Origin of the sequence: Mariniflexile sp. TRM1-10 (genome assembly GCF_003425985.1) — a bacterium.
Taxonomy (GTDB): Bacteria; Bacteroidota; Bacteroidia; order Flavobacteriales; family Flavobacteriaceae; genus Mariniflexile.
On record NZ_CP022985.1, the window covers coordinates 2795315 to 2819686 of the forward strand.

10 protein-coding genes are annotated in these 24372 nt (G+C 34.4%); all 10 read left to right on the top strand.

From position 1 onward, the window contains the following. Nucleotides 1–36 precede the first annotated feature (36 nt). Nucleotides 37–2682, top strand: a complete 2646-nt coding sequence (locus CJ739_RS11835) for a glycoside hydrolase family 3 protein (RefSeq protein WP_117175533.1) — start codon at nt 37–39, stop codon at nt 2680–2682. Nucleotides 2683–2977: 295 nt separating this feature from the next. Further along, a complete protein-coding gene (locus CJ739_RS11840; protein ID WP_117175536.1) occupies nt 2978–6085 on the top strand; it encodes a SusC/RagA family TonB-linked outer membrane protein in 3108 nt (1035 codons plus the stop codon). Between the two features lie 11 nt (nt 6086–6096). Next, nucleotides 6097–7665 carry a SusD/RagB family nutrient-binding outer membrane lipoprotein gene (locus CJ739_RS11845; protein WP_117175537.1) on the top strand — a complete coding sequence of 523 codons (1569 nt, stop codon included), beginning with the start codon at nt 6097–6099 and terminating at the stop codon, nt 7663–7665. A gap of 141 nt (nt 7666–7806) precedes the next feature. Further along, the gene (locus CJ739_RS11850; RefSeq protein WP_117175539.1) at nt 7807–9495 is read left to right on the top strand and encodes a peptide-N-glycosidase F-related protein; all 1689 of its coding nucleotides are present in this window, start codon (nt 7807–7809) and stop codon (nt 9493–9495) included. 545 nt (nt 9496–10040) lie between these two features. Further along, entirely contained in the window at nt 10041–10349 is a 309-nt protein-coding gene (locus CJ739_RS11855) for a hypothetical protein (RefSeq protein ID WP_117175541.1), read from the top strand. A 255-nt stretch (nt 10350–10604) separates the two neighbouring features. Next, entirely contained in the window at nt 10605–11948 is a 1344-nt protein-coding gene (locus CJ739_RS11860; protein ID WP_117175543.1) for a sugar MFS transporter, read from the top strand. 117 nt (nt 11949–12065) lie between these two features. Further along, nucleotides 12066–13052 (top strand): sialidase family protein, encoded by a 987-nt coding sequence (locus CJ739_RS11865; protein WP_236951497.1) that lies wholly within the window; start codon nt 12066–12068, stop codon nt 13050–13052. 428 nt (nt 13053–13480) lie between these two features. Then, nucleotides 13481–17593: a two-component regulator propeller domain-containing protein gene (locus CJ739_RS11875; protein ID WP_162880195.1), complete on the top strand. Its 4113-nt coding sequence runs from the start codon at nt 13481–13483 to the stop codon at nt 17591–17593. Between the two features lie 251 nt (nt 17594–17844). After that, nucleotides 17845–20952, top strand: coding sequence for a beta-galactosidase, LacZ type (lacZ, locus tag CJ739_RS11880; RefSeq protein WP_117175551.1), 3108 nt, complete (start codon nt 17845–17847; stop codon nt 20950–20952). Between the two features lie 174 nt (nt 20953–21126). Further along, the gene (locus tag CJ739_RS11885) at nt 21127–24363 is read left to right on the top strand and encodes a SusC/RagA family TonB-linked outer membrane protein (RefSeq protein WP_117178940.1); all 3237 of its coding nucleotides are present in this window, start codon (nt 21127–21129) and stop codon (nt 24361–24363) included. Nucleotides 24364–24372 lie beyond the last annotated feature (9 nt).

Below are 24372 nucleotides of genomic sequence, written 5' to 3' on the forward strand. Positions count from 1 at the left end.
TAAATGAAAAGCGGATAATAAAAACCATAAATTAAAATGAAAAAAACAACCCTTGTTTTAATAGCATTCCTCGGTTTTTGTAACCTTGGTTTTGCACAAAAAAAACTGCCTTATCAAGATCCTAAATTAACGATTGAAGAAAGAGTAAAGGACTTATTAAGCAGAATGAGTTTGGAAGAAAAAGTACGCCAAATGGATATGTACAAAGGCGAATTTTTTAAGGAAGAAGAAGATTTTTCTAAAACAAAAGCTAGCGCTAAAATTGGAAAATTAGGAATAGGAGCAATTCATGATATCTATCCACGCTCGGCAAAAATGATTAATGAGCTTCAAAAAGAGGTGATTAAAAATAACCGTTGGGGCATTCCAGCGCTTATTATGTGCGAGATGCTTCACGGTTATTTAGACGATGGAAGCACGGCTTTCCCCATGAATATTGGTTTAGGTGCCACTTGGGATATTGATTTAATGGATAAAGTGGGCAAGGTTATCGGAACCGAAGCTAGGGCACATGGTGTTCATTTTGGTTTAGGACCTAATTTAGACCTTGGTCGCGAACCACGTTGGGGAAGAGTTGCGGAGACTTTTGGTGAAGATGCTTATTTGAACAGTGAGATGGGTTTGGCAATGATTAAAGGTATGCAAGGCGACGATTTGACATCAGACCGTTCTATAATTGCAGAACCTAAACACTTCGCTGTTCACGGAATTCCACAAGCTGGAGGAAATTCGTCTCCCATTTTAGTAGGCGAACGCTCGGCTCGTGAAGATCACCTTCCTTCTTTCGAAAAAGCATTTACTAAAGGCGGCGCATTAGGAGCCATGTGTGCGTATTCAGAATTAGACGGAATTCCGTGTGCTGCCAATCATTGGTTGTTGACAGACGTATTAAGAAAAGAATGGGGCTTCAAAGGCATTGTGGTGTCTGATTTAGGGGCTATTAAATACCTTCAAACCACACATTTTGTTACAGATTCTCCAAAAGAAAGCATCAGAACAGCAATTGCTGCTGGAGTTGATATGCAATTTTATGATTTTACCAACGAATTTTGGCAACAAAGCATCATCGAATTGGTGAATGAAAAGAAATTGACCATGGAACAAATAGACCGTGCTGCTGGGGGTGTTTTAAGGCTGAAATTTTTATTGGGCTTGTTCGAAAATCCATATACCGATAAAAATCTAATCCAAGAGCGTTTTCATTCTAAAGAAAATCAGGATATTGCTTTAGAGGCGGGACATAAATCAATCGTTTTATTAAAGAACGACAATAATATATTGCCTTTAAAAAAAGATATTCAAACCATTGCTGTTATCGGCCCCAATGCCGATGCGTCAAGATTGGGAGGCTATTCGGTAAAAAATAAAGTAGGGACAACCATTTTGGAAGGGATTAAACAAGTGGTGGGTGCCAATACAAATGTACTTTATGAAGAAGGGGTTTCTTTAATTGTAAAAGGACAAATTATTCCATCAAAATATTTATTTACGCCTGATGAATCCCAAAACGGACTCAAAGGCGAATATTTTAATAACCGACATGTTGAAGGAACACCAGTATTGACACGTATTGATAGTCAATTGGAATTTGACTGGCCATGGACCCCAGGTGACGGCGTTACAGATGATGATTTCTCCATTCGTTGGACAGGTTACATTAAATCAGAAAAATCATTTGACGGTTGGTTGGGTTTAAGTTCTGATGACGGAATTAGAATGTGGATTGACGATCAATTAGTGATTGACAATTGGACAAAAGGCGCTACCAGTATGGTTACCACTCCAAAAAATATCGAAGCAGGTAAAAAATACAAAGTCCGCATCGAAATGTGGGAAGGCGGCTGGGGAGCCAGAGCGCACTTGCGTTGGAATTTAGAAAAAGTAAACTTTCAGCCAGCGATTGATATTGCTAAAAAAGCAGACGTTGCCATTGTGGTTTTGGGAGAATCAAATGAATTAGTTGAAGAAAATAGAGATGTGGCGACTTTGGATTTACACGGCATGCAACAAGAACTGATTGAAGCTATTCAAAAAACGGGAACTCCAGTAGTTTGTGTGTTATTAAACGGTCGTCCGCTTTCTATAAATTGGATCAATGAAAATATCCCAGCCATTGTGGAAGGTTGGTTTCCGGGAGAAGCAGGGGGAAAGGCGGTTGCCGATGTTTTGTTTGGAAATTACAATCCAGGAGGAAGGCTTCCGATTACGTTTCCAAAATCGGTGGGACAGTTACCTATTTATTACAATCAGAAACCATCTGCTATACATCGATATGTTTCTGAAAGTGAAAATCCATTGTATACTTTTGGATATGGTTTGAGTTATACCACGTTCGAATATTCTAACCTAACATTGAGTGCTAATGAAATAAAAACCGATGGCGAAATAAAAGTAAGCGTTGATGTTAAAAATACAGGGAATTATGATGGCGATGAAGTGGTACAATTATATATTAACGATGTTTATAGTAGCGTCACTACACCATCAAAAACATTAAAAGGCTTTAAGCGTATTTTTATTAAAAAAGGAACAACCCAAAAAGTAGAATTTACTTTAATCCCAGAAGAATTGGCAATTTGGAACAGGGAAATGAAAAACATAGTAGAACCGGGCGATTTTGAAGTGATGGTGGGAGGAAATTCGACAGATTTACTAAAAACAAATTTCAAAGTTTTAAATTAATGTAAAGGTTATATTAAAGTCTTAATAAGACATATTTCAAATTAATATCTACAAATTAATTTGTATCCATTTGAAGATTTATAAAAAGAAACCATTGAAGGCACTGATGTTCTGAGTACTTATACTATTTCATCAAGGAAATATTTAAAAAATATACTGCTATTAAATAAAAATTAAACCAACGCCTTTTTAAACTTGTTATTGGTCGAAATTATGCAAATAATAACAGTATAGATTTCTAGATTTAACATATTAATAACCTATAAAACTAATTTATTAACTCAAAAATCAAATTATGATTCAAAATGTACTAAAACTACTGTTTGTATTTTGTATTTCGCTATTTCAATATGCTAATGCACAAACTACAGTAACAGGAACAATTACGGATGCATCCAGTGGGATTCCACTGCCTGGGGCAAGTATAGTTGTTAAGGGAACAACCAATGGTGTTTCATCAGATTTTGACGGAAACTACAGTATTGAAGTTTCCGCTAATGCTTCAACTTTAGTGGTTTCTTATGTCGGTTATTCAACAAAAGAAGTAGAACTTACAGGTGCAACTACAATAAACATCACTTTATCCGAAGACACGGAGACGTTAGGAGAAGTTGTAGTAACTGCATTAGGTATTAAAAGAGAGAAAAAATCATTAACATATTCTGCGCAAACGGTATCTACCGAGTCCCTTACTGAGGCTAGATCGTTAAATATAGCCAATTCACTCTCAGGCAAGGTTGCAGGTTTAAATTTCTCTACAACCAGTAGTGGTGTTGGAAGTTCTTCTAGGATAACGCTTAGGGGTAACCGGTCGTTAACAGGAAATAACCAACCACTATATGTAATAGATGGTGTGCCGATAGATAACTCGGTTTCTTCACCTTCTACAGATATCGGTGGGTTTACAAGTTTTGATGGTATTTCCAATATTAACCCAGAAGATATTGCCTCTATTACGGTGTTAAAAGGGCCATCTGCTGCGGCTTTATATGGATCCAGAGCAAGTAATGGGGTTATAGTAATCACCACAAAAAAAGGTTCTGCGACAGATAAGGCTCGTATTACGGTGTCTTCTAATTTTATGGGGTCAAGTGCCTATAATTTATTAAATCTGCAAAACGAGTATGGACAGGGAAATGAGGGAACTTATGATGCTTTATCCAAAAGTAGTTGGGGACCTAGAATGGAAGGACAATCTGTAGCGGCTTGGCAGCTCGAGCATAATCCCGATTATGCTGGACCGGCCACTTATGCCTTCAATCCACAGCCCAATAATGGCATGGACTTTTTTCAATCAGGTTATACCTGGTCTAGAAGCCTAACTGCCTCTATGGGTAGTGAAAAAACACAAGGGTATTTCTCTTATACAAATACCGAAGCTGAAGGTATTGTAGTAGGAAACGAACTGGACCGACATAATGTTAATTTGCGTTTAACAAGTGATTTAACAAATAAGTTGCATTTAGATGTTAAAACGAATTTTATTTCACAAAAAATAGACAATGCTATAGGTGCTGGAGAAGGACAAATAGGAGAAGCCGTATATACAATGCCAAGAAACTTACCTTACAGCCAATACAAAGATTTTGAATATATTGATGATACAGGCCAAATACAATACAATTATATAAACGCCAATACATTGAGTACGTTGGGTAACAACCCTTTTTGGCTTGCAAAAAGAAACCTAAGAACAGACGAAAGAAACAGAATAATAACCTTTGCTTCGTTAACTTATGATTTTACGGATGAATTAAGCTTAATGGTAAGAGCGGGTTTAGATCAAGCCACAAATAAACAAAACATTTCTCGCTATGCAGCTACTGCAATCCTTAATCAGGATTTTGGAAGCTATTCTGAATTTTTAGGTGAAAACACAGAATTAAACACCGACTTCTTATTGTCTTACGATAAAGATTTAGGAGATTTGAAACTAAATGTAATGGCAGGAGGGAATGCCATGGAACAGAAAAGTACAACTTTAAGTAGTGGCGGAACCTTAACTAAAAGAAACTATTTTTCTCTAAATAACCTAGCAAGTACAACGGTTACCCCTGGTTATTCAAATAAAAAGATTCATTCTTTGTATGGCTCTGCACAAGTTGCTTTTAAAGAATATTTGTTTTTAGATGTTACGGCACGTAATGATTGGTCATCAACTCTGCCTGCGTCAGATAGATCATTCTTTTACCCATCTGTTGGTTTAACAGGAATACTTACCGATATGTTTGATATGAAGTCTGATGCCTTATCATTTTTAAAAGTGAGAGGATCTTATGCACAAGTTGGAAACGATACTAGACCTTATCTTTTGGCTCCAGGTCTTGCCTTTTATGGTTTTAATGGTGGTGTTGTACAAGCTTCCACATTACTTAATAACCCAAATCTTAAACCAGAAATTTCAAGTTCCACAGAGTTTGGTTTCGATGCCCGTTTTTTAAATAACAAAATTGGTTTAGATTTTACATGGTTTAAAACCAATACTACAGACCAAATCTTTACAATTAATGTGCCTGAATCTTCTGGATATTCCAACCAAGTAGTTAATGGTGGAGAAATTGAAAACAAAGGTATTGAAGCTGTTTTAAATGCTAACATAGTTGATACCGAAAATTTTTCTTGGGATGCAACCGTTAATTTTGCAACTTATAAAACTAAAGTACTAAGTATTTTAGGTGACCGAGAAGAACTTAATCTTTCTACAGGGTTTGAAAGATTGGCTCAAGCTATCGTAAAAAAAGGAGGAGATTATGGAGACTTATATATAAGAGGTTTTAACCGTACAGATGATGGGGAAATTATTGTTAATGCAACTAGCGGATTGCCTGAGTTTACTTCAGGATTTGATGTACTGGCAGGTAATTTCAACCCAGACTGGACTGCAGGCTTATATAACCAATTTAGATATAAGGATTTTACGCTTAGTTTCCTTGTTGATTTTCGTATAGGAGGTGAAGTCGTATCATATTCTCAAGCAAGAATGGCTGGAGCTGGTGTAAGTGATATTACCTTAAGTGGTAGGGATGGTTTTGTTGTTGATGGGGTAGTTGATAATGGAGATGGTACATATTCTCCCAATACAACATCAATTACTGCTGAAAATTATTGGTCACAAGTAGCTAGTAGGGATCCAAGATCAGCTGAAGATTTTGTTTTTGATGCCACAAATGTTAGATTGAGAGAGCTGGTTTTAGGGTATTCTTTACCAAGTAAAGCCTTGACAAAAACACCTTTCTCAGGTGTCCATCTATCAATTGTAGGGAGAAATTTATTCTTCTTTGCTAACAAAGCCGAACACTTCGATCCGGAACAAGGGGTAAGTGTTGGGAACCTTCAAGGTATAGAATCTTATAATATTCCGTCTACTAGGGACTTTGGATTTAATGTGAAATTGAATTTTTAAAAAAATAAAATATGAAAAATTATATAATCAAATTTTTTACGATAGTTTTCCTGTTTCAAATAACAGGATGTACTTCAGATTTTGATGAAGTGAATACCGATCCAAATTCACTAACTACAGATCAGTTAGATGCAACATTAGCCGGTCCAGCATTTGCGAATGCACTATACAAAGGAATAGGTAATGCTTCTTGGAGCCTTCCTGGAGATGATTATGGAACATATGGGTTGGCAACTGCATTGCACTCCATGCTGTTTGCGCATTACATGACTCCGGGTTGGGCCGCTGCAACCGATGCCAATGGCATTAACGATGGGTGGAGAAGTAGAGGTTGGTTAAGATTTTATACATTGGCCGTACCTTCTTTGTTAAATACCTATAAGGCTGCTGAAGGAAATGCAGAAGCCACTGCTATTCTTGATATCTGGAAAGTGTATATGTTCCATAGGTTTACAGACCATTGGGGACCTATTCCCTATTCGGAAGCGGGGATTGGAGGATCATCAGTAGCTTATGATTCTCAAGAATCTATGTACACCGATTTTTTCAACCTTTTAGAGGCTGCTAATGCGACTTTAAGTGCCGCTTCAGAATCTACTGTTGGGATATTTAGGGATTATGATGCAATCTATAGTGGAGATGTAGAGAAATGGAGAAAATTTGGTAATTCATTAAGGTTGCGTTTAGCTTTAAGAATTTCTGATGTTGATGCGTCGGAGGCACAATCTCAAGCCGAAGCAGCTGTTTCAGCAGGTGTTATGCAATCTAATGATGATAATGCATATTATGCAGTAACTCCCGACACATACAATAACTTTGTTGATATTATGAAATTTTGGGGTTTTTATATGACTGCCGATATGGAAAGTATACTTAAAGGGTATGATGATCCTAGAATGTCTATTTGGTTTGCTCCTGTTTCAGGAGAAGACTCTCCTTATTTAGGGGATTATGTTGGTTTGCCTAATGGAGGAGGCGCCTTATTAGACAGAGATGGCAATAATTTAAGCTTAACAAATCAAGAAACTACATTTGCTGATAATAGCACAAAAGACATCGAGGTTATGATGGCTTCAGAGTCTAATTTTAACCGTGCAGAAGGTGCTTTGAAAGGTTGGAACATGTCTGGAACAGCCCAAACACTTTATGAAGATGGTGTTCGTTTGTCAATGGAACAATGGGGCGTTGGTAGTACAGATGTAGATACTTATTTAGCAGGAGCAACAACAGGAGCAGTACCTACCTTTGGTGATTTATATGAAGATTCTACACCTCCGGTTGATGTGCCTGTAGCATGGGCTGCCACAGAAGGAGAACAACTAAAACAAATAGCGGTTCAAAAGTATTTAGGGCTTTTTCCAGAATCTTGGGAAGCTTGGTCTGATTTACGTAGAACGGATGCAGATATATTATACCCATTACTTACTACAGAAGATCCAACGATAGGTTTTGGGGTAATAAAGCGTGTAACCTATTTGCCAAATGAATATGCTACAAATGAAGCTGCGGTTTTAGATGCAGTAACTACTCTTGGAGGCCCTGATAAAGGAAATACAAACCTTTGGTGGGACGTTAATTAATATTATTAACGAGCATAAAATTATAAAGTGTACGAGATTAAAAAAGGAGGGATTTAAAATAAATCCCTCCTTTTTTATAATATAAAAAATGCAAATCACATATTACCTTAAGTGTGAGAATTGTATAAATAAAAATAGAATATGAAAGTATTAAAGTTATTAGTTTGTTTTCCATTACTGATTTTTGCCCAAAACAAAGCAGATGTATATAAAATAAGCTATGATCAATATATGAATGATAAAAAAACAAATATAACTCGAATGATTTTTTATCAGAATCAAATTGTTTATTTTTCAAAACCTGAAGACAAAAGTCAACAGTTTATAGATTTAAAAAATAAAAAGAGCATTAGTACAATACTGTTTGACAATCAAATTTTTAAAAAGGAAACGCCTATTGATAGTTTACCTAGACCACATGTTGAAGATGATACACAATTCATATTAGGTTATCCATGTAAACATGCTTCATTTTCTTATTTTTCCAATAAAATTGATGTTTGGTATACCGAAAAGTCTTTAGCCAAAGGAACCCCTCATAGTAGTTATTTGCCCAATAGTAACGCCTTGGTTTTAAAAATGATTTTTAATGGCAACCAAACTTTAATGGCAACCTCAATAGAAAAAGTTGAAAATTATAAACCAACTCATAATTTTTTACAAAACACCCAATTAGTAAATAGTGCTGAATTTGAAGAAATTATAATTAAATCCAGATATAATAGATTAATAGTTTTTGATAATGAAATTTTAAACTTTGATCCTAATCGTATGCTTCCAAAAGAAAGTGAGCTTGTGACTGACAAAGTGCTCCATTTTTCTAAAGGGAGTGTTGTCATGAAAAAAATAAAGATCACACCTGAGATGAAGGGTAGTGGTTCTATGTTTGCTAAAGTAACTTGTAAATCTAATGGGGATGCTTACGATAGGACAGGTTCTGTTTTTGTTATTCCTGCAAAAAAAGACATGTCTAAAACACTATTAGAAGCGTATTTGTATGGACTAGAAAAGCTACCTGTTTTTACAGATAATAATGGAAATAAATATCAAGGGATTAAAAAAGAAAAAGGCTATGCACCTCCCATAGAAATTCTCCGTTTTTATACTTCTTTTGGAGTCAATTATTTTAATGATAAACGAAAAATAAATAATTATAATTGGGCAGATGATGTAGTTTATAAAGGAGATGTCACGTCTTTAATTCCAACCGATGAAGATGAAATCTGGATAGGTGTTTTTATCGGAAATTATGATTCTGGAGGGCATATAATAAGTCTTGAATTAGACTCGTATCCATCCAATGAGGAAAAGGAAAACAATACCCAATCAAAATACATAAATCCGCTTTTTTTAACGGTAAATACCCTAGAAATGTCAGGTCAAAATTATGGAGGGCTTTTTAGTAATGATACCTTAAGAGTAGATTTTGAAATTACTGAAAATATTAAAAACCTGAGCCTGCTTTACACCTCTACCGGTCATGGAGGTTGGGATGGTGGTGATGAATTTACTCCAAGAATGAATAAAATATATGTCGATGGGAATGAAGTATTTAAAATTATTCCATGGCGAACTGACTGTGCAACATATCGGTTATTTAATCCAGCATCTGGTAATTTTAAAGACGGCCTGTCATCAAGCGATTTGAGTCGTTCAAATTGGTGTCCCGGAACGCTGACGTCTCCGTATATTATTCCGTTAAGTAATTTAAAAAAAGGGAAACATCGTTTAGAAGTTGTCATTGAACAAGGGTCTAATAAAGGCGCCAGTACAAATCATTGGAATGTTTCAGGGGTGCTTATAGGTGATATCAAAAAAGACACTAATTAATTATTGCTATTAAAGGATTGTTTAGTACATGACAAAAATTGAAGCGTGTCACATTGAGCATTATCAAAAATGAAAATATATTTTTATTTGAAGATAAAAGCGCAGCTTGCGAAATGCCATTAAAAACGATATTTCCAATATCTTCGACTTTAGTTTATCTTGAGCGCAGCCGAAAGGCTAAGACTGACACCTCAATGTATTTTGATTTTTGTTATGTACTAAAAAATGATTGTCAAAAATGCAAATCACACGTTAATTCATCCTTTGTCTTTATTCAATTGCTGTCTGTCGAAATAATTTAGTTCCTCCTTGTGTTTTCTTTTACTTAGAAAAAGTTTATTTTTTAATTGTTTGGATTGGTATTTTTTGTTTTGAAAGAAGAACTGAGGAATCAGTTCTTCTTTTTAAATGTTTATTAATGAACTCATCAAAAAGTGCCTCATCTGTACAAATTTTATCTCATTTTCGGTTAAAAACAAAAAGTCAAGATGAGTTCAATTACCACCTACTTAAAAAAATAAAAAAGTACTTGTAATACAAGAAGTATGGATTGTGAAAATGTGATGGTTTATTCAAAGCCCTATTATAAATTGATTCAGGAAGAATCGATAGAGGATAAAGACGTTTACTATAAGTTCGTTAATTGGCTTTTAGGAGAATTCGATTTATATCTTCAAGAGAATTCCACAGGATTAAAAGTATATTACCCTAGTGGATGGTTAAGCATTAAAAAAAGGACGGATTTTACCATGGAGATTATTATAGCGAGTAAATCTAAAATAGTTTGTGAGAAAAAATATTTCCAATTGGTTTCCATATATAATCAAGTAAAACGAACCTTTAGGTATAATTGATTTAATATAACCCGTTGGAATAATTAGGCAAAATTAATCAAGAGTGAATTTTTGATTAAAATTTAAACAGTCTCAAAGGCCAATCAGGAGGCAAATGTCAGTCTGAGCCTGTCGAAGACATCAAAAAAACATTTCGACAGGCTCAATGTGCCAATGGATATAAAATTAACAATAAAAAATAATTACGCCCAACAGGTTGTATAACTTGCTAGTAAATAGAAACTTATATGGACAAATATAAAACAGCCAAAACATATGTCAGATAGCAGTAAATTTTCATCCAATACAAAGGATAGCACCATAGTTCCTGTAATAATAATAGCAGGATTGTTCTTCATTTTTGGGTTTGTTACATGGATTAATGGTGCATTGATTCCGTTTATGAAAGCCATTAACGAGCTGACTTCTGCACAATCACTCTTAGTAGCATCAGCATCTTATATCTCTTTTGTAGTCATGGCAATACCTGCATCATATGTTTTAAACAAAATTGGATATAAAAAAGGAATGTCATTAGGCTTATTTGTTATGGCCATTGGGGCATTGGTTTTTATTCCTGCTGCCGAGGCCAGAACCTATTGGATGTTTTTAACAGGAATTTTTATTCAGGGCGCCGGAATGACCCTATTGCAGACAGCAGCGAACCCATACATTACTATTTTAGGACCTATAGATAGTGCGGCAAAGCGTATTGCTATTATGGGAATTGCCAATAAGGTGGCAGGTGCTTTGGGTTCCGTTATTTTTGGAGCTCTTTTATTATCTGGGATTGATGAGAATCAAGCAACATTAAGCACAGCATCTGATGTGGAAAAAATACAATTATTAGATACCATGGCCAATAGCGTGGTAACTCCTTATTTGGTAATGGCAGCTGTTTTATTCCTTTTGGGAATTTTGATTAGAAAAGCACCTTTACCAAACGTTGAAGCTGAACCTATTGAAGCACCTAAAGATGGGGCAACAACAAAAACGAGTATTTTTCAATTTCCTCATTTATGGCTAGGGGTCCTTACTTTGTTTATGTATGTAGGCGTTGAAGTCATTGCGGGAGATACCATTATAGCTTATGGAATTTCTCTTGGAATTCCTGCTGCCGATGCCAAATTTTTTACCACATTTACTTTAATGGCTATGGTAGCAACCTATGCTTTAGGTGTTGTGTTAATACCAAAGGTTATTAGCCAAACTCTTGCGCTAAAACTTAGTGCAGTATTAGGTATTGTATTCTCTTTTTGTATTGTTTTCACAACAGGATTTACATCAGTTATTTTTGTAGCAGCATTGGGAATAGCAAATGCCTTGGTTTGGCCAGCAGTTTGGCCTTTAACGCTAAAAGGGTTGGGCAAGTTTACCAAAACGGCTTCAGCACTATTGATTATGGCTATTTCAGGAGGCGCCATCATTCCTCCTTTATATGGTAAATTAGTAGATTTAAATAAAGCAGATTATATAGCTCAAGGAATGAATGAAGCCTTAGCTACTGCGACAGCTTCTACAAAAGGGTATTGGATATTAGTACCCTGTTATATTATTATTTTGTATTATGCTATTTTTGGACATAAATTAGGACTGAAAAAAGTAAATACCCTAGCTTAAAAGAATCCATGTTATATGTTGAGTTACGTAGTTAAGTGTCTATTAAAGTTGAAATATTTATTATTACTCATACCATTTTTTTTATGTATTTGGTGTGCATCAGTTTTAAAAAAACCTTTGCCAATTAACATTGTACAGCAAAATGTGTTTGATGTTCCTGTAACTAAAAATAGCCATTCGGCGACCTTGGTTGAAATTATGCCAAACAAAATAATGGCAGCATGGTTTGGTGGTTCTTATGAAGGAGCCAAAGACGTGGGGATTTATGCATCTTTTTATGATGGAAAAGCATGGTCTATTCCCCATAATTTAATAAAACCTTTAATTGTTGAGAAAGACACATTACCTTGTTGGAACCCCGTGTTGTTTAAAAGTAAAAGTGAATTGCTGTACCTCTTTTATAAAATTGGCAAAAACCCAAGAGAATGGTATGGAGCCATGGTAACATCAAAAGACAATGGGAAAAACTGGAGCGATGCCGTCTTACTACCTAAAGGTTTTTTAGGCCCCATTAAAAATAAACCCATTGAGATAAAACCTGGAGTCATTTTATGTGGTAGCAGTACCGAAGATGCAGATACTAACCAATGGCGAGTGCATGTGGAAATCTATGATGAAACGACTGATAAGTGGGAAAAAATCTCTGTTACAAACAAAAGTGGGTTTGATATTATTCAACCAACTTTTTTGGAACATTCAAACGGTGTCATTCAAATGTTATGCAGGAGCAAGCACAATAAGTTAATAACAAGCTGGTCTAAAGACGGAGGAAAGCATTGGACGGATGCTGATAGCATTTATGTGGTCAATTCCAATTCAGGTATTGATGCCCTAACTATTTCGAAAAATGCATTTTTATTAGTCAACAACCCTTTAAAACAAGGTCCAGATTGGTTTTATGGAAGGAATGTATTAGATGTTGAGTTCTCTGTTGATGGCATCCATTGGGAAAAAATATTTGATCTTGAAAATGAAGAAAAAGGCGAGTTTAGTTATCCAGCCATTATTCAGACTTCTGATAAAAAAATCCACATACTTTACACTTTTAATAGAGAATACATTAAGCATGCATTTTTTAATATTAAGACAATTTCAAAAAAGTAAAAGATTAGTTTTTTGGTTAAATTAAAGTTGTAGAAAGTTTGTATTGCAACTTACCAAAATAACAATTTAATGGTTAGTTCATTTTAAGTATAAACAAAAGGTATTCATTCTTAGAGACTATTTAAATTTTGTTTTTGGAATGTTTTATAGGGTATTTTTTTGTCGGACAGGGCCGAGCGTATAAAAAAGGTCTGGGAGACCTTTTTAGCGAAGGAGCCAGGCTGCCGCGAGGGAGAGGTACATGGCCACGGATCGAAAAATATCTGAAGTGCGGCGGAAAAAGGCACATAAAAGCGCCAAAGGATAAAACTTAAAACAATCTCTTAAATGGAATAAGGTTTTTTTTTGAGTATTTTTAATTTAAATTCGTATTCCTATAAAGATGTTTTTTGTAGGTTTTTAGGTGGTGAATTTTGATGCTAATTCAAATGAAAAACAATCTCTTTCTCATATTATTTTTATGCTTAAACTTAGTTTATGGGCAAAGCGATAAAAAGCAACCTAAACTAATTAAAGATGACCTTTCGTTTTACCTTTTAGATACAGAGTTTGGCTTATCAAGTAATTATATCCATGATATAGTACAAGACTCTCTTGGGCTTATTTGGATTGGAACACCCGAAGGTTTAAACAGGTATAATGGAACCAAATTTTCAGTCTATAAAAAGAGTGATCTTCGAGGGAATCGAGGTTTAACCGATGATTTTATTCACCAGTTGAGTATAATAAATAAAGGTAAGTTAGTCATAACTACGGATGAAGGGTTAAATATTTACGATTCAAGAAGCGAAACTTTTAAAATTCTTAATGCACAAAGCGGTTTAATAGGTATTAATACTAGTTGTTTTGAATTTGGAACCAAAAGTGAGTTTATTATTGGGGTTTATGATAGGGGAATTCAAATTGTCGATACCAATAACAAGTCAACAGTATATACATACAGTCCAGATAATATGTCTTCACTTTCTTCCAATAAAGTAACCTGTATGGCAAAGCAAGGAGATTCTTTGCTATGGGTGGGTACTAAAGAAAACGGACTGAATAAAATAAACTACAAAACAAAAAAAGTTACGCGTGTTTTACTTGGCAATAATAAAAATGCGTCCTCACTACAGGTAGATGAACTTTACACAGGAAAAGCAGGCAATGTATGGGTAGGCTCAAATGAAGGAGTGCATGTCATTACGGTTAAAGGCGATACGTTACATTTAAAAAAATCTTTAACTGAAGGAAAAGGGTTGAGCGATAACAATGTCCTTTGCTTTGAGGAAGACAATTTGGGAAACTTATGGATTGGCACCAGAAATGGCGGTTTGAATATTATAAATAAATCCGATTTCTTAGGAAAAAAATCAAATTTTTCGGTAAAATGGTATTTGCCGAAAGATGATGGCACTAGTATTTTTAATAGAACCGTATCTGCTTTAAGAATGGACAGGGATGGTAATATGTGGATAGGCACAAGTACGGGACTAAATTTTGTAAACCCCAATGGAGAACCAGTAAAACTGTTAAGAAAAAGCAGTTCTCGAACAGAGAGTTTGAGCCACGATAGGATAGGTGCTTTGGCTGAAAGTCATGAAAGAAAAATTTGGATTGGAACAGATGGGGCGGGTTTGAACTTATTTGATTCAACTACGGGGTTGTTTAAGCATTATAGACATGAACCTAATAATGTATCTAGTTTAAGTAATGACTATATCATTTCTTTATATGAAGACAAGAAAAAAAGACTGTGGGTAGGAACTTACCAAGGGGGCTTGAATAAAATGAATCCAAATACAGGTTACTGTACCCATTATTTACAAGGCAGTATTGACCAAGGTAGCGACGTTCGAGTCATTTTTGAAGATAGCAATGGCCAAATATGGGTAGGTACTAATAGAGGTGGCTTATATAAATATAAAGACAATCTAGATCAGTTTGAATTTATTAGTTCTTTGGGTAAAATAGATATTAGAGATATTGATGAAGATAAAAATGGGTTTTTATGGTTGGCAACTTATGGTAATGGTATTTTAAGATACGACCTTTACAATGATGAAAGAATTACATATAGTTCAACAAATACGGAAGGTTTTAAGAGTGATAATATTCTAAGTGTTTTAGCGCTTTCAAGTGGTGATATATTGGCTGGAACAGAAAACGAAGGCCTTATTAGATTAGACCCAATAAAAAAATCAATTTTAAATTTTTCTCAAAAAAATGGATTAAGTAACAATACGGTTGGTAATATTGTTGTGGAAAATGAAAATAATATTTGGCTAGGAACTTATAAAGGAATTAGTAATTATAATGCTTCAACCAATAAAATATATAATTTAAATACCTATACCAATATTCAACAAGGCATATTTAGATCTGGTATAATTGCCAAATCTGGAATTGTTTATCTAGGAGGTGATAACGGACTTAATATTTTTAATCCAGATAATCTACAAAGAGAAAAAGAATGGCATCCCATAGTTTTTGAAAAATTGGAAGTATTGGATAAACAAGTTCAAGTTTCAAAAAGCAATAAAAATGAAATTTTGGATAAGTCAATTCTTTATGAAGATCATTTTTTTCTGGACTATAATCACACTTTTTTTTCTATAGATTATGTTGCAATAAAGTATCCCTTTATAAGAAATGTAGTTTATTCTTATATGGTAGATGGTTATAACGATAACTGGATAAATACTAACCAAGCAGGAAAGGTCAATCTAATAAACATGCCTCATGGAGATTATATTTTAAACGTAAAGGCTAAGTTTGGATCTGGAGATGAGGTCGTGAAAAAAATACGTATCACAATTAATCCACCATTGTGGAAAACGCCTTTAGCTTATATATGTTACGTATTGCTTTTAGCAGGCATAATTTATGGATTTATGCGCTACTATTCTGAGCGTATTAAATTGATAAACTCCTTATTGTTTGAAAAAAAGCAGCGTCAATTAGAATACAATTTTAACGAAGAAAGAATTCGATTTTTTACAAGCTTTTCACACGAGTTAAAAACACCATTGACACTTATTTTAGCACCGTTAGAAGATTTGATTTCCGAAGTTAAATCAATAAAGGAAAAAAACAGCTTAAAATTAATCCAGAAAAATGCGAAGCTGTTACTACAGTCCATAAATAAGCTTTTGGAATTTAGAAAATCCAATTTGGGCTTAAGTAAATTAAGGATTGAAGAACACAACCTTACGGATTGTTTAGAGCAATGGGTGCATAATTATTTTCTTTTGGCAAAAAAAAGAGATATCGCATTAAGTTATGATTTTCCTGAGGAAAGTTTATTGGCATGGTTTGATTTGGAAAAAATGCACATCATCTTCAACAATCTTTTATCAAATGCATTTAAGTATACACCAGACAAAGGAGAAATACACGTATCCCTTAATTACGATGAGGAAAGTTTCGAAATAAAAGTTAAAGATACTGGTTACGGTATTGCACAAGATGAATTGGAACATGTCTTTGAAAGATATTACCGATCTGATGCTGTTAAAAGTAAAAACGGCATAGGCATTGGTTTAGCATTGGCTAAAAATTTCACAGAACTGCACATGGGTTCCATTCATATTGAAAGTGAACTAAATAAAGGAAGCGTTTTTTCAGTAATGATTCCCAGAGATAAAACGTTATTTGTAGATGCTGTTTTGGATAATAAAAATGCGGTAACTGAAAATGAAACGGTTGATTTAGAAGAATGGATTACGTCAGCAGAATTAAAATCTTCAGAAAAGAAAACTTCAAATATTAATATAAATGAAAATAAAGAACTTATATTATTAATTGATGACAACCCAGATATCCTTAATTATTTAGACGGTTTGTTAGAAGGCAAGTATGATCTTATTTATGCTAATAATGGAGAAGAAGGTGTTGAAAAGGCATTACGCTATGTGCCAGATTTAATAGTTTCAGACATCATGATGCCAAAAATGAATGGCATAGAACTTTGTAATGTTTTAAAAGAAACCATAGAAACGACCCATATACCCATTATACTTCTTACAGCGAAAGCAAATATTGAAAGCATACAAGAAGGGTATACACACGGTGCAGATGATTATATTGTAAAACCATTTAGCAGTCAAATTTTACAAGCAAGAATTAGAAATTTACTGGATATTAGAAAACAGTTGCGCAATTATTTCTTAAATAAAGAAGAAATAAAGGCAGAAGTTTTTAATAAAAACGCTACTTTATTAGATCAAGAAAAAGGATTTCTAAACAAATTAGAAAAAATTATATTAGACCATTTGGATGAAGAAAAAATGGATGTTTGGGTTGTGGCACAAAGTATTGGAATGAGTAGAACGTCGCTCTTCCGTAAAATAAAAGCTATTACAGGATTGAACATAAACCAATATATACGAAAAGTAAAAATGGATAAAGCCGCAGAATTAATAAAGAGTGGAAATTATACCATTGCTCAAGCATCTTACGAAGTTGGTTTTAATAATGTAAAATATTTCAGGAAACTATTTAAAGAGCAATTTGAACAAGTTCCTTCGGAATTAACGCGGGGTAAGAAAAAATCCATCTAATAAATAAAAATCCATCGCTTTCTACAAGAGTAATATTTATTCCCCTAACCAAATATAAAATTCTTTCAACAAACGTTCCTTAAAGGAACTTATTCTCTTTTTTATTCAATTTGGTCATTTTGTACCCTTTATTTAGATCATTTGTACCCTCTGTCTTTATGTGTTTAACATAATTTTGTGAAACATTCAGTTAAGTGTGTTGTCAACACTTACAATGTTTTAAATAAGCATTAAAAAATAATAACACAAATATGTCCAAATTAATTTTCATATTAATTTTTTTATTGCCTTTTCATATAGGTTTTGCTCAAGTAAAAGCCAATGAATGGGAAAACCCAAACGTAATCGATCGAAATAAAGAAACAGGAAGAGCATCGTTTGTATTATATCAAGATGAAACCTCTGCAATTACAGATACCCCCGAAAACTCAAAACTTTATCAAACTTTAAATGGCACATGGAAGTTTAGCATTGTTAAAAAACCAGCAGATAGACCTTTAAACTTTTTCGATGTTAATTTAGATGATTTTAACTGGAAACATATAGAGGTACCCTCAAACTGGGAGTTACAGGGATTTGATATACCTATTTATACAAACGTCACCTATCCTTTTCCTAAAAACCCTCCTTTTATAGATGGAAATTATAATCCTGTAGGAAGTTATAGAAAGACTTTTAGTGTTTCTAAATCTTGGGATGACAAAGAGGTTATATTGCATTTTGGGTCTATTTCTGGTTATGCTAGAATATTTTTAAATGGTGAAGAAGTAGGCATGACAAAAGCTTCAAAAACAGTAGCAGAGTTCAACATTACTAAATTTTTAAAGAAAGATAAAAACATATTAGCAGTACAAGTATTTCGTTGGCATGATGGGAGCTATTTAGAAGATCAGGATTTCTGGCGTTTAAGCGGTATAGAACGCGATGTGTATTTACAAGCAATACCTAAAACTGCTATTTGGGATTATTTTGCCAAAGCGAATTTAGATGATACTTATAATAATGGACTTTTTAGTCTTGATGTTAATTTAAAATCGTTTGGTAAAAAAGTTTCTAAAGGCCAAGTTGTTTCAGTTTGCCTTGTTGATGCAGATGGAAATAAAGTGTATGAAGAAGAAAAGAAAATAGACGGTTTAACTAATAATATTAGCTTTTCTTCAACCATTAATAATGTGTCAAAATGGAGTGCCGAAAATCCTTATTTATATAGATACATATTAAAACTGACCGATAAAAAAAGCACACAAGTTGCTTCTAAAAAAATAGGATTTAGAAAGGTTGAAATTAAAGACGCTCAATTAATGGTTAACGGACAGCCGCTAATGGTTAACGGGGTAAACCTTCACGAACATCATGGCGTTAAAGGACATGCGCCAGATCGAGAGACCATGTTGGAGGATATTAAATTAATGAAGCAAAATAACATCAATGCCATTCGTATGAGTCATTATCCGCATGATCCATACTTATATGCCTTATGCGATGAATATGGAATTTATGTTGTAGATGAGGCTAATATAGAAACCCATGCCATGGGAGCCGAAAAACAAGGCAGGTTTGATAAAACAAAGCATCCAGCATATTTGCCAGAATGGGCACCAGCTCATATGGATAGAATGAAACGTATGCTTGAGCAAAACAAGAATTCCACTTCAATTATCCTTTGGTCTATGGGGAACGAATGCGGTAACGGTCCCGTATTTTATGAAGGCTATAAATGGATTAAAGAACGGGATAAAACGCGTTATGTAACGTTTGAACAAGCTAATGAAAATACTAACACTGACATTGTAGCACCCATGTACCCAAGTATTGGAACCATGAAAGATTATGCGGAATCAGACAAACAAAGACCATTTATAATGTGTGAGTACTCCCATGCTATGGGGAATAGCAATGGTAATTTTCAAGAGTACCGAGACATTATGAACATTAGCAAGAAAATGCAAGGTGGTTTTATTTGGGATTGGGTAGACCAAGGCTTAAAAACCGAGACTCCAGATGGAAGGCCGTTTTGGGCTTATGGCGGCGATTTAGGTGGCGAAAATTTGCAACACGATAAAAACTTTTGTGCTAACGGACTGGTAACAGCTGGTAGAGTACCTCACCCAGCCTTGGAAGAAGTGAAAAAGGTATTTCAATTTATAGCATTTAAATTTAAAGAGGGCAATAGCCTACAGGTAACCAATACCTACAATTTTACCAATCTGGATAATTACACTTTTAAATGGGAACTTAAGGCCAATGGTGTGGTAATAGGTGAAAATACTTTTGAAGTTTCGGCAGCACCTAACGAAACCAAAGAAATCCTTTTAAACTTACCTAAGCTAGAATCGAACAAGGAATATTATTTGGATGTTTATGGGTACACTAAGAACGAGTCACCTTTAGTGCCGAAAAACCATGAAATTGCTAGAGAACAGTTTAAACTTGGTAGCCATTCGTATTTTGATAATAACATAGTTAGTAGAGGAGATTTAAAACATACTGTTAAAGACAATATACTTTCTTTTTCAAATGACATACTAGAAGGAGAGCTTAACTTAATATTAGGTAAACTAACTAAATACGTTTTTAGAAAAGGCAGTAGTAAAACCATAACAAATTTCCCTGAACCTTACTTTTGGCGTGCTCCAACCGATAATGATTATGGTAATAAAATGCCAGAACGTTTAGGTATTTGGAAAGATGCTCATAAACAGCTAGAAGTTAAAAATGCAGTAGTAGGAGAAAAAAATACTCAAGGTCTTCCTGTTCGTGTTGAGTTTCTTGTAAAAGAATTAGAGGCCTCCTTTACTGTAAACTATTTAATTCAAAATGATGGTTCCATAAAAATAACAGCCAGTATCGATATGGGCGCTAAGGAATTACCAGAATTACCAAGATTTGGAATGCGTATGGTATTAGATGGTAGCTACGATGATTTGTCATTTTATGGTAGAGGCCCTTGGGAAAATTATTCCGATAGAAATACAGCAGCATTTTTAGGTGTTTATAATGATAAAGTTAAAAATCAATACACTTGGGAGTATATACGGCCACAAGAAGCAGGTTACAAAACAGATGTGCGTTGGCTTACTTTAAAAAATAAAGCGAGCAAAGGTATCGAGATTATTGGAGAACAACCATTGGGCTTTAGTGCTTTACATATGGCTACCGAAACTTTGGACGGGGGTGAAACGAAATCTCAAACACACCCCACCGATATTGTTGTAGAAAAAGACAAAATTTATTTACATATAGATTTAAAACAGCGAGGCGTTGGCGGAGATGACAGTTGGGGAGCATATCCACATAAGCAATACCGTTTGCATGAAAACAAATATTCATACAGTTACCAGATTAAACTAATAGATTAATAGATAAAAAAACTAACTATTTAAACACAATTTTATGAATCAATAAAACCGAAACCTTATGATATAAAACCAACTTTAAAACCACCACATTGCAATATTTATTTCCAGAATAAGGAAAGACATATTCAAAAATTAACTAAACCAAATAAACTAAATATGATAAAACTAATTAAAATGAGAAAAGTCTTTTTTTCTTGTTCAGAGTTTGACTATAGATTTAAATTAGTAATGCTTTTATTGTGTATTACTACTTATCAGGTTCAAGCTTCTGAGGGAAAAAATGAAGATTTTAAAAATGAAATTCAAAAGAGAACCATTACAGGAGTCGTTAAGGATGCAACAGGCATGGCACTTCCAGGAGCCAACGTTTTAGTAAAAGGAACCACAAATGGTGTTATGACTGATTTTGATGGTGAATTTAAGCTAGATATTGATGCAGGAGCGGAAATTTTGGTAGTCTCTTATATCGGATATGATACCCAAGAAGTTAAAATTGGGGATAAATCTGTGTTTTTAATTTTGTTGAATGAGGATTCAGAAGCTTTAAAGGAAGTCGTTGTAGTAGGTTATGGTACTCAGAAAAAAACGAGCCTTGTAAGTTCCATTACAACTATAAACCCAAAAGAAATTAAAGGACCTACAAGTAATTTAACAACCATGATGGCTGGTAGGGTATCTGGTATGGTAGCTTACCAGCGCAGTGGAGAACCGGGAGCAGATAATGCTGAGTTTTTTATTAGAGGTTTAGGGAATTTCGGTTCAGGTAAGCGAGATCCTTTAATTCTTATAGATGGTATAGAGTCGAGCCCAACAGATATGGCACGTTTACAGCCAGACGATATTGAAGCTTTTTCAGTATTAAAGGATGCTTCTGCGGCATCTATTTATGGAGCCAGAGGAGCTAATGGTGTTGTATTGATTAACACAAAAAAAGGAGTTGTAGGAAAGCTAAATATTCGATTTAGGGCAGAGCAAAAAGCGTCCACTAATACCAGAAACTTTAAGTTTTCTGACAATATAACTTATATGAATTTGGCTAATGAGGCTGCATTAACCAGAGATCCGTTAGCAGTATTGCCTTATTCTCAAACGAAGATTGATAGAACAGCTGCAGGTTATGATCCTATTTTGTATCCTAATAACGATTGGATTGATCAATTAATTCAAGATGTAACCATTAACAATGCCTATAATGTAAGTTTACAAGGAGGAGGAGAAAAAGCACGTTATTATGTTGCAAGTACTTATAATATAGACAATGGTGTACTTAAAGTTGATAATTTAAACGATTTTAATAGTAATATTAAATTAAGAAATTATTCTTTTAGAAGTAATGTCGATTTAAATCTTACTCAAACTACAGATTTGGCAGTTCGTTTATATGCACAATTCGATGATTATAATGGTCCTGTCGGAGGCTTTGATTCCAATGGAAATTATGTAAATGGTGGTGCAAATATTTTTAATAGAGCAGTTTGGTCAAATCCAGTAAAATTCCCAGCAGTATATCCCCAAGAATTATTACCGTATGTAGAGCATCCACTTTTTGGAGGAGCTGTAACGGGCCAAGGAAGTACAACCTTATTAACAAATCCTTATGCAGAAATGGTAAGGGGCTACGATGTCAGCAGAGCTTCAAATGTTCAAGCTCAGTTAGAGTTTAAGCAAGATTTAGGTGGCATATTAGAAGGGCTTAAATTGAGAACCATGGGATATATAAGAAGATTTTCTTCTTTTAGGCTTACTAGACAATATAATCCATTTTATTATTCGGGCATTGTAAACCCAGAAACAAATGAAATTACTTTATCGCTTATTAACCACGGTAGAGAAGGATCAATAGGAACACCAGGAAGAGAATATTTAGGTTATGGGGAAGGACAAAAAGATCTTAACTCCCGAGCATATGTGGAAACGGCTTTTAATTACGATCGTACTTTTGGCGAAAGCCATGATGTGTCTGCCATGTTGATAGGTATTATGTCTAGTTATGAAACTGCTAACCCAGGATCTTTGCAGTTGTCTTTGCCAAGTAGAAATATTGGATTTTCAGGTAGGTTTACCTATGGGTATGCAGATAAGTATTTAGCTGAAATTAATTTTGGCTACAATGGGTCTGAGCGTTTTGCAAAAAACAATCGCTTCGGTTTTTTTCCATCTTTTGCGGTGGGATATGCTATTTCTAACGAAAAGTTTTTCGAATCTTTAAAACCAGTATTTAGTAGTCTAAAGCTTAGAGCAAGTTATGGATGGGTTGGTAATGATGAAATAGGTAATTCAAATGAAAGGTTCTTTTATCTAGCTGAAGTTAACTTAGATAATGGCACATACGGGGCAAGTTTTGGCGAATTAAATAACTATTATCGCCCAGGGGTTTCAATATCTAGGTATGCCAATGATAAGATTAGCTGGGAAAAATCCAGACAAATTAATTTAGGTATCGACCTGAGTTTCTTTAATAATTCCCTTAGCTTAACAGCAGATGTCTTTAAACAGAATAGAAGCGATATACTTCAAGAGCGTTCAAATATAGGATCAACATTAGGGCTTTCTGTAATACCATATACAAACTTTGGGGAAGCCGAGAGCAAAGGTCTTGATGCTTCCATAAGTTATAATATGTATTTTGGAAATGGTTGGTCAACAAACTTAAGAGGTAATCTAACATATTCAACAAGTAAAATACTTCAATTTGATGAAAATTATTATCCACCGGAATTAAGTTATTTGTATAAAAAAGGTCAACCTATTGCGCAGAGGTTTGGTTATGTGGCAGAGCGTTTATTTGTAGATGATGCAGAAGCAGCGAATTCACCGAGACAATTTGGAGAATATGGTGGAGGGGATATTAAATACAAAGATTTAAATGGCGATGGTGTTATTACATCTTTAGATCAAGCTCCTATAGGATATCCAACCACACCAGAGATTGTGTATGGTTTTGGAGGTACAGTAGGATATAAGAATGTTGATTTTAGTTTATTTCTTCAAGGCTCTGCACGTTCATCATTTTTTATTAATCCACAAAATATTTCACCATTTGTTATTAATGGAGGGGCACAAAATGGACTGTTAAAAGTTATTGCAGATAACCATTGGTCTGAAGACAATAGAAATTCTTATGCATTTTGGCCTAGACTAAGCGATACGTTTGTTGATAATAATAATAGAACTTCGACTTGGTGGATGAGAAATGGAGCCTTTTTAAGACTTAAAAGTGTAGAACTGGGATATAATATACCACAAAGTTTTTTAGATAAGGTTAAAATATCTAGCTTAAGATTTTATGCTAATACAACAAACCCTGTTGTTTTTAGTAAGTTTAAGATGTGGGATCCAGAAATGGGAGGGAATGGTTTAGGCTATCCAGTTCAAACTACCTATAATTTTGGGATATTATTGGAACTATAATTAGGTATA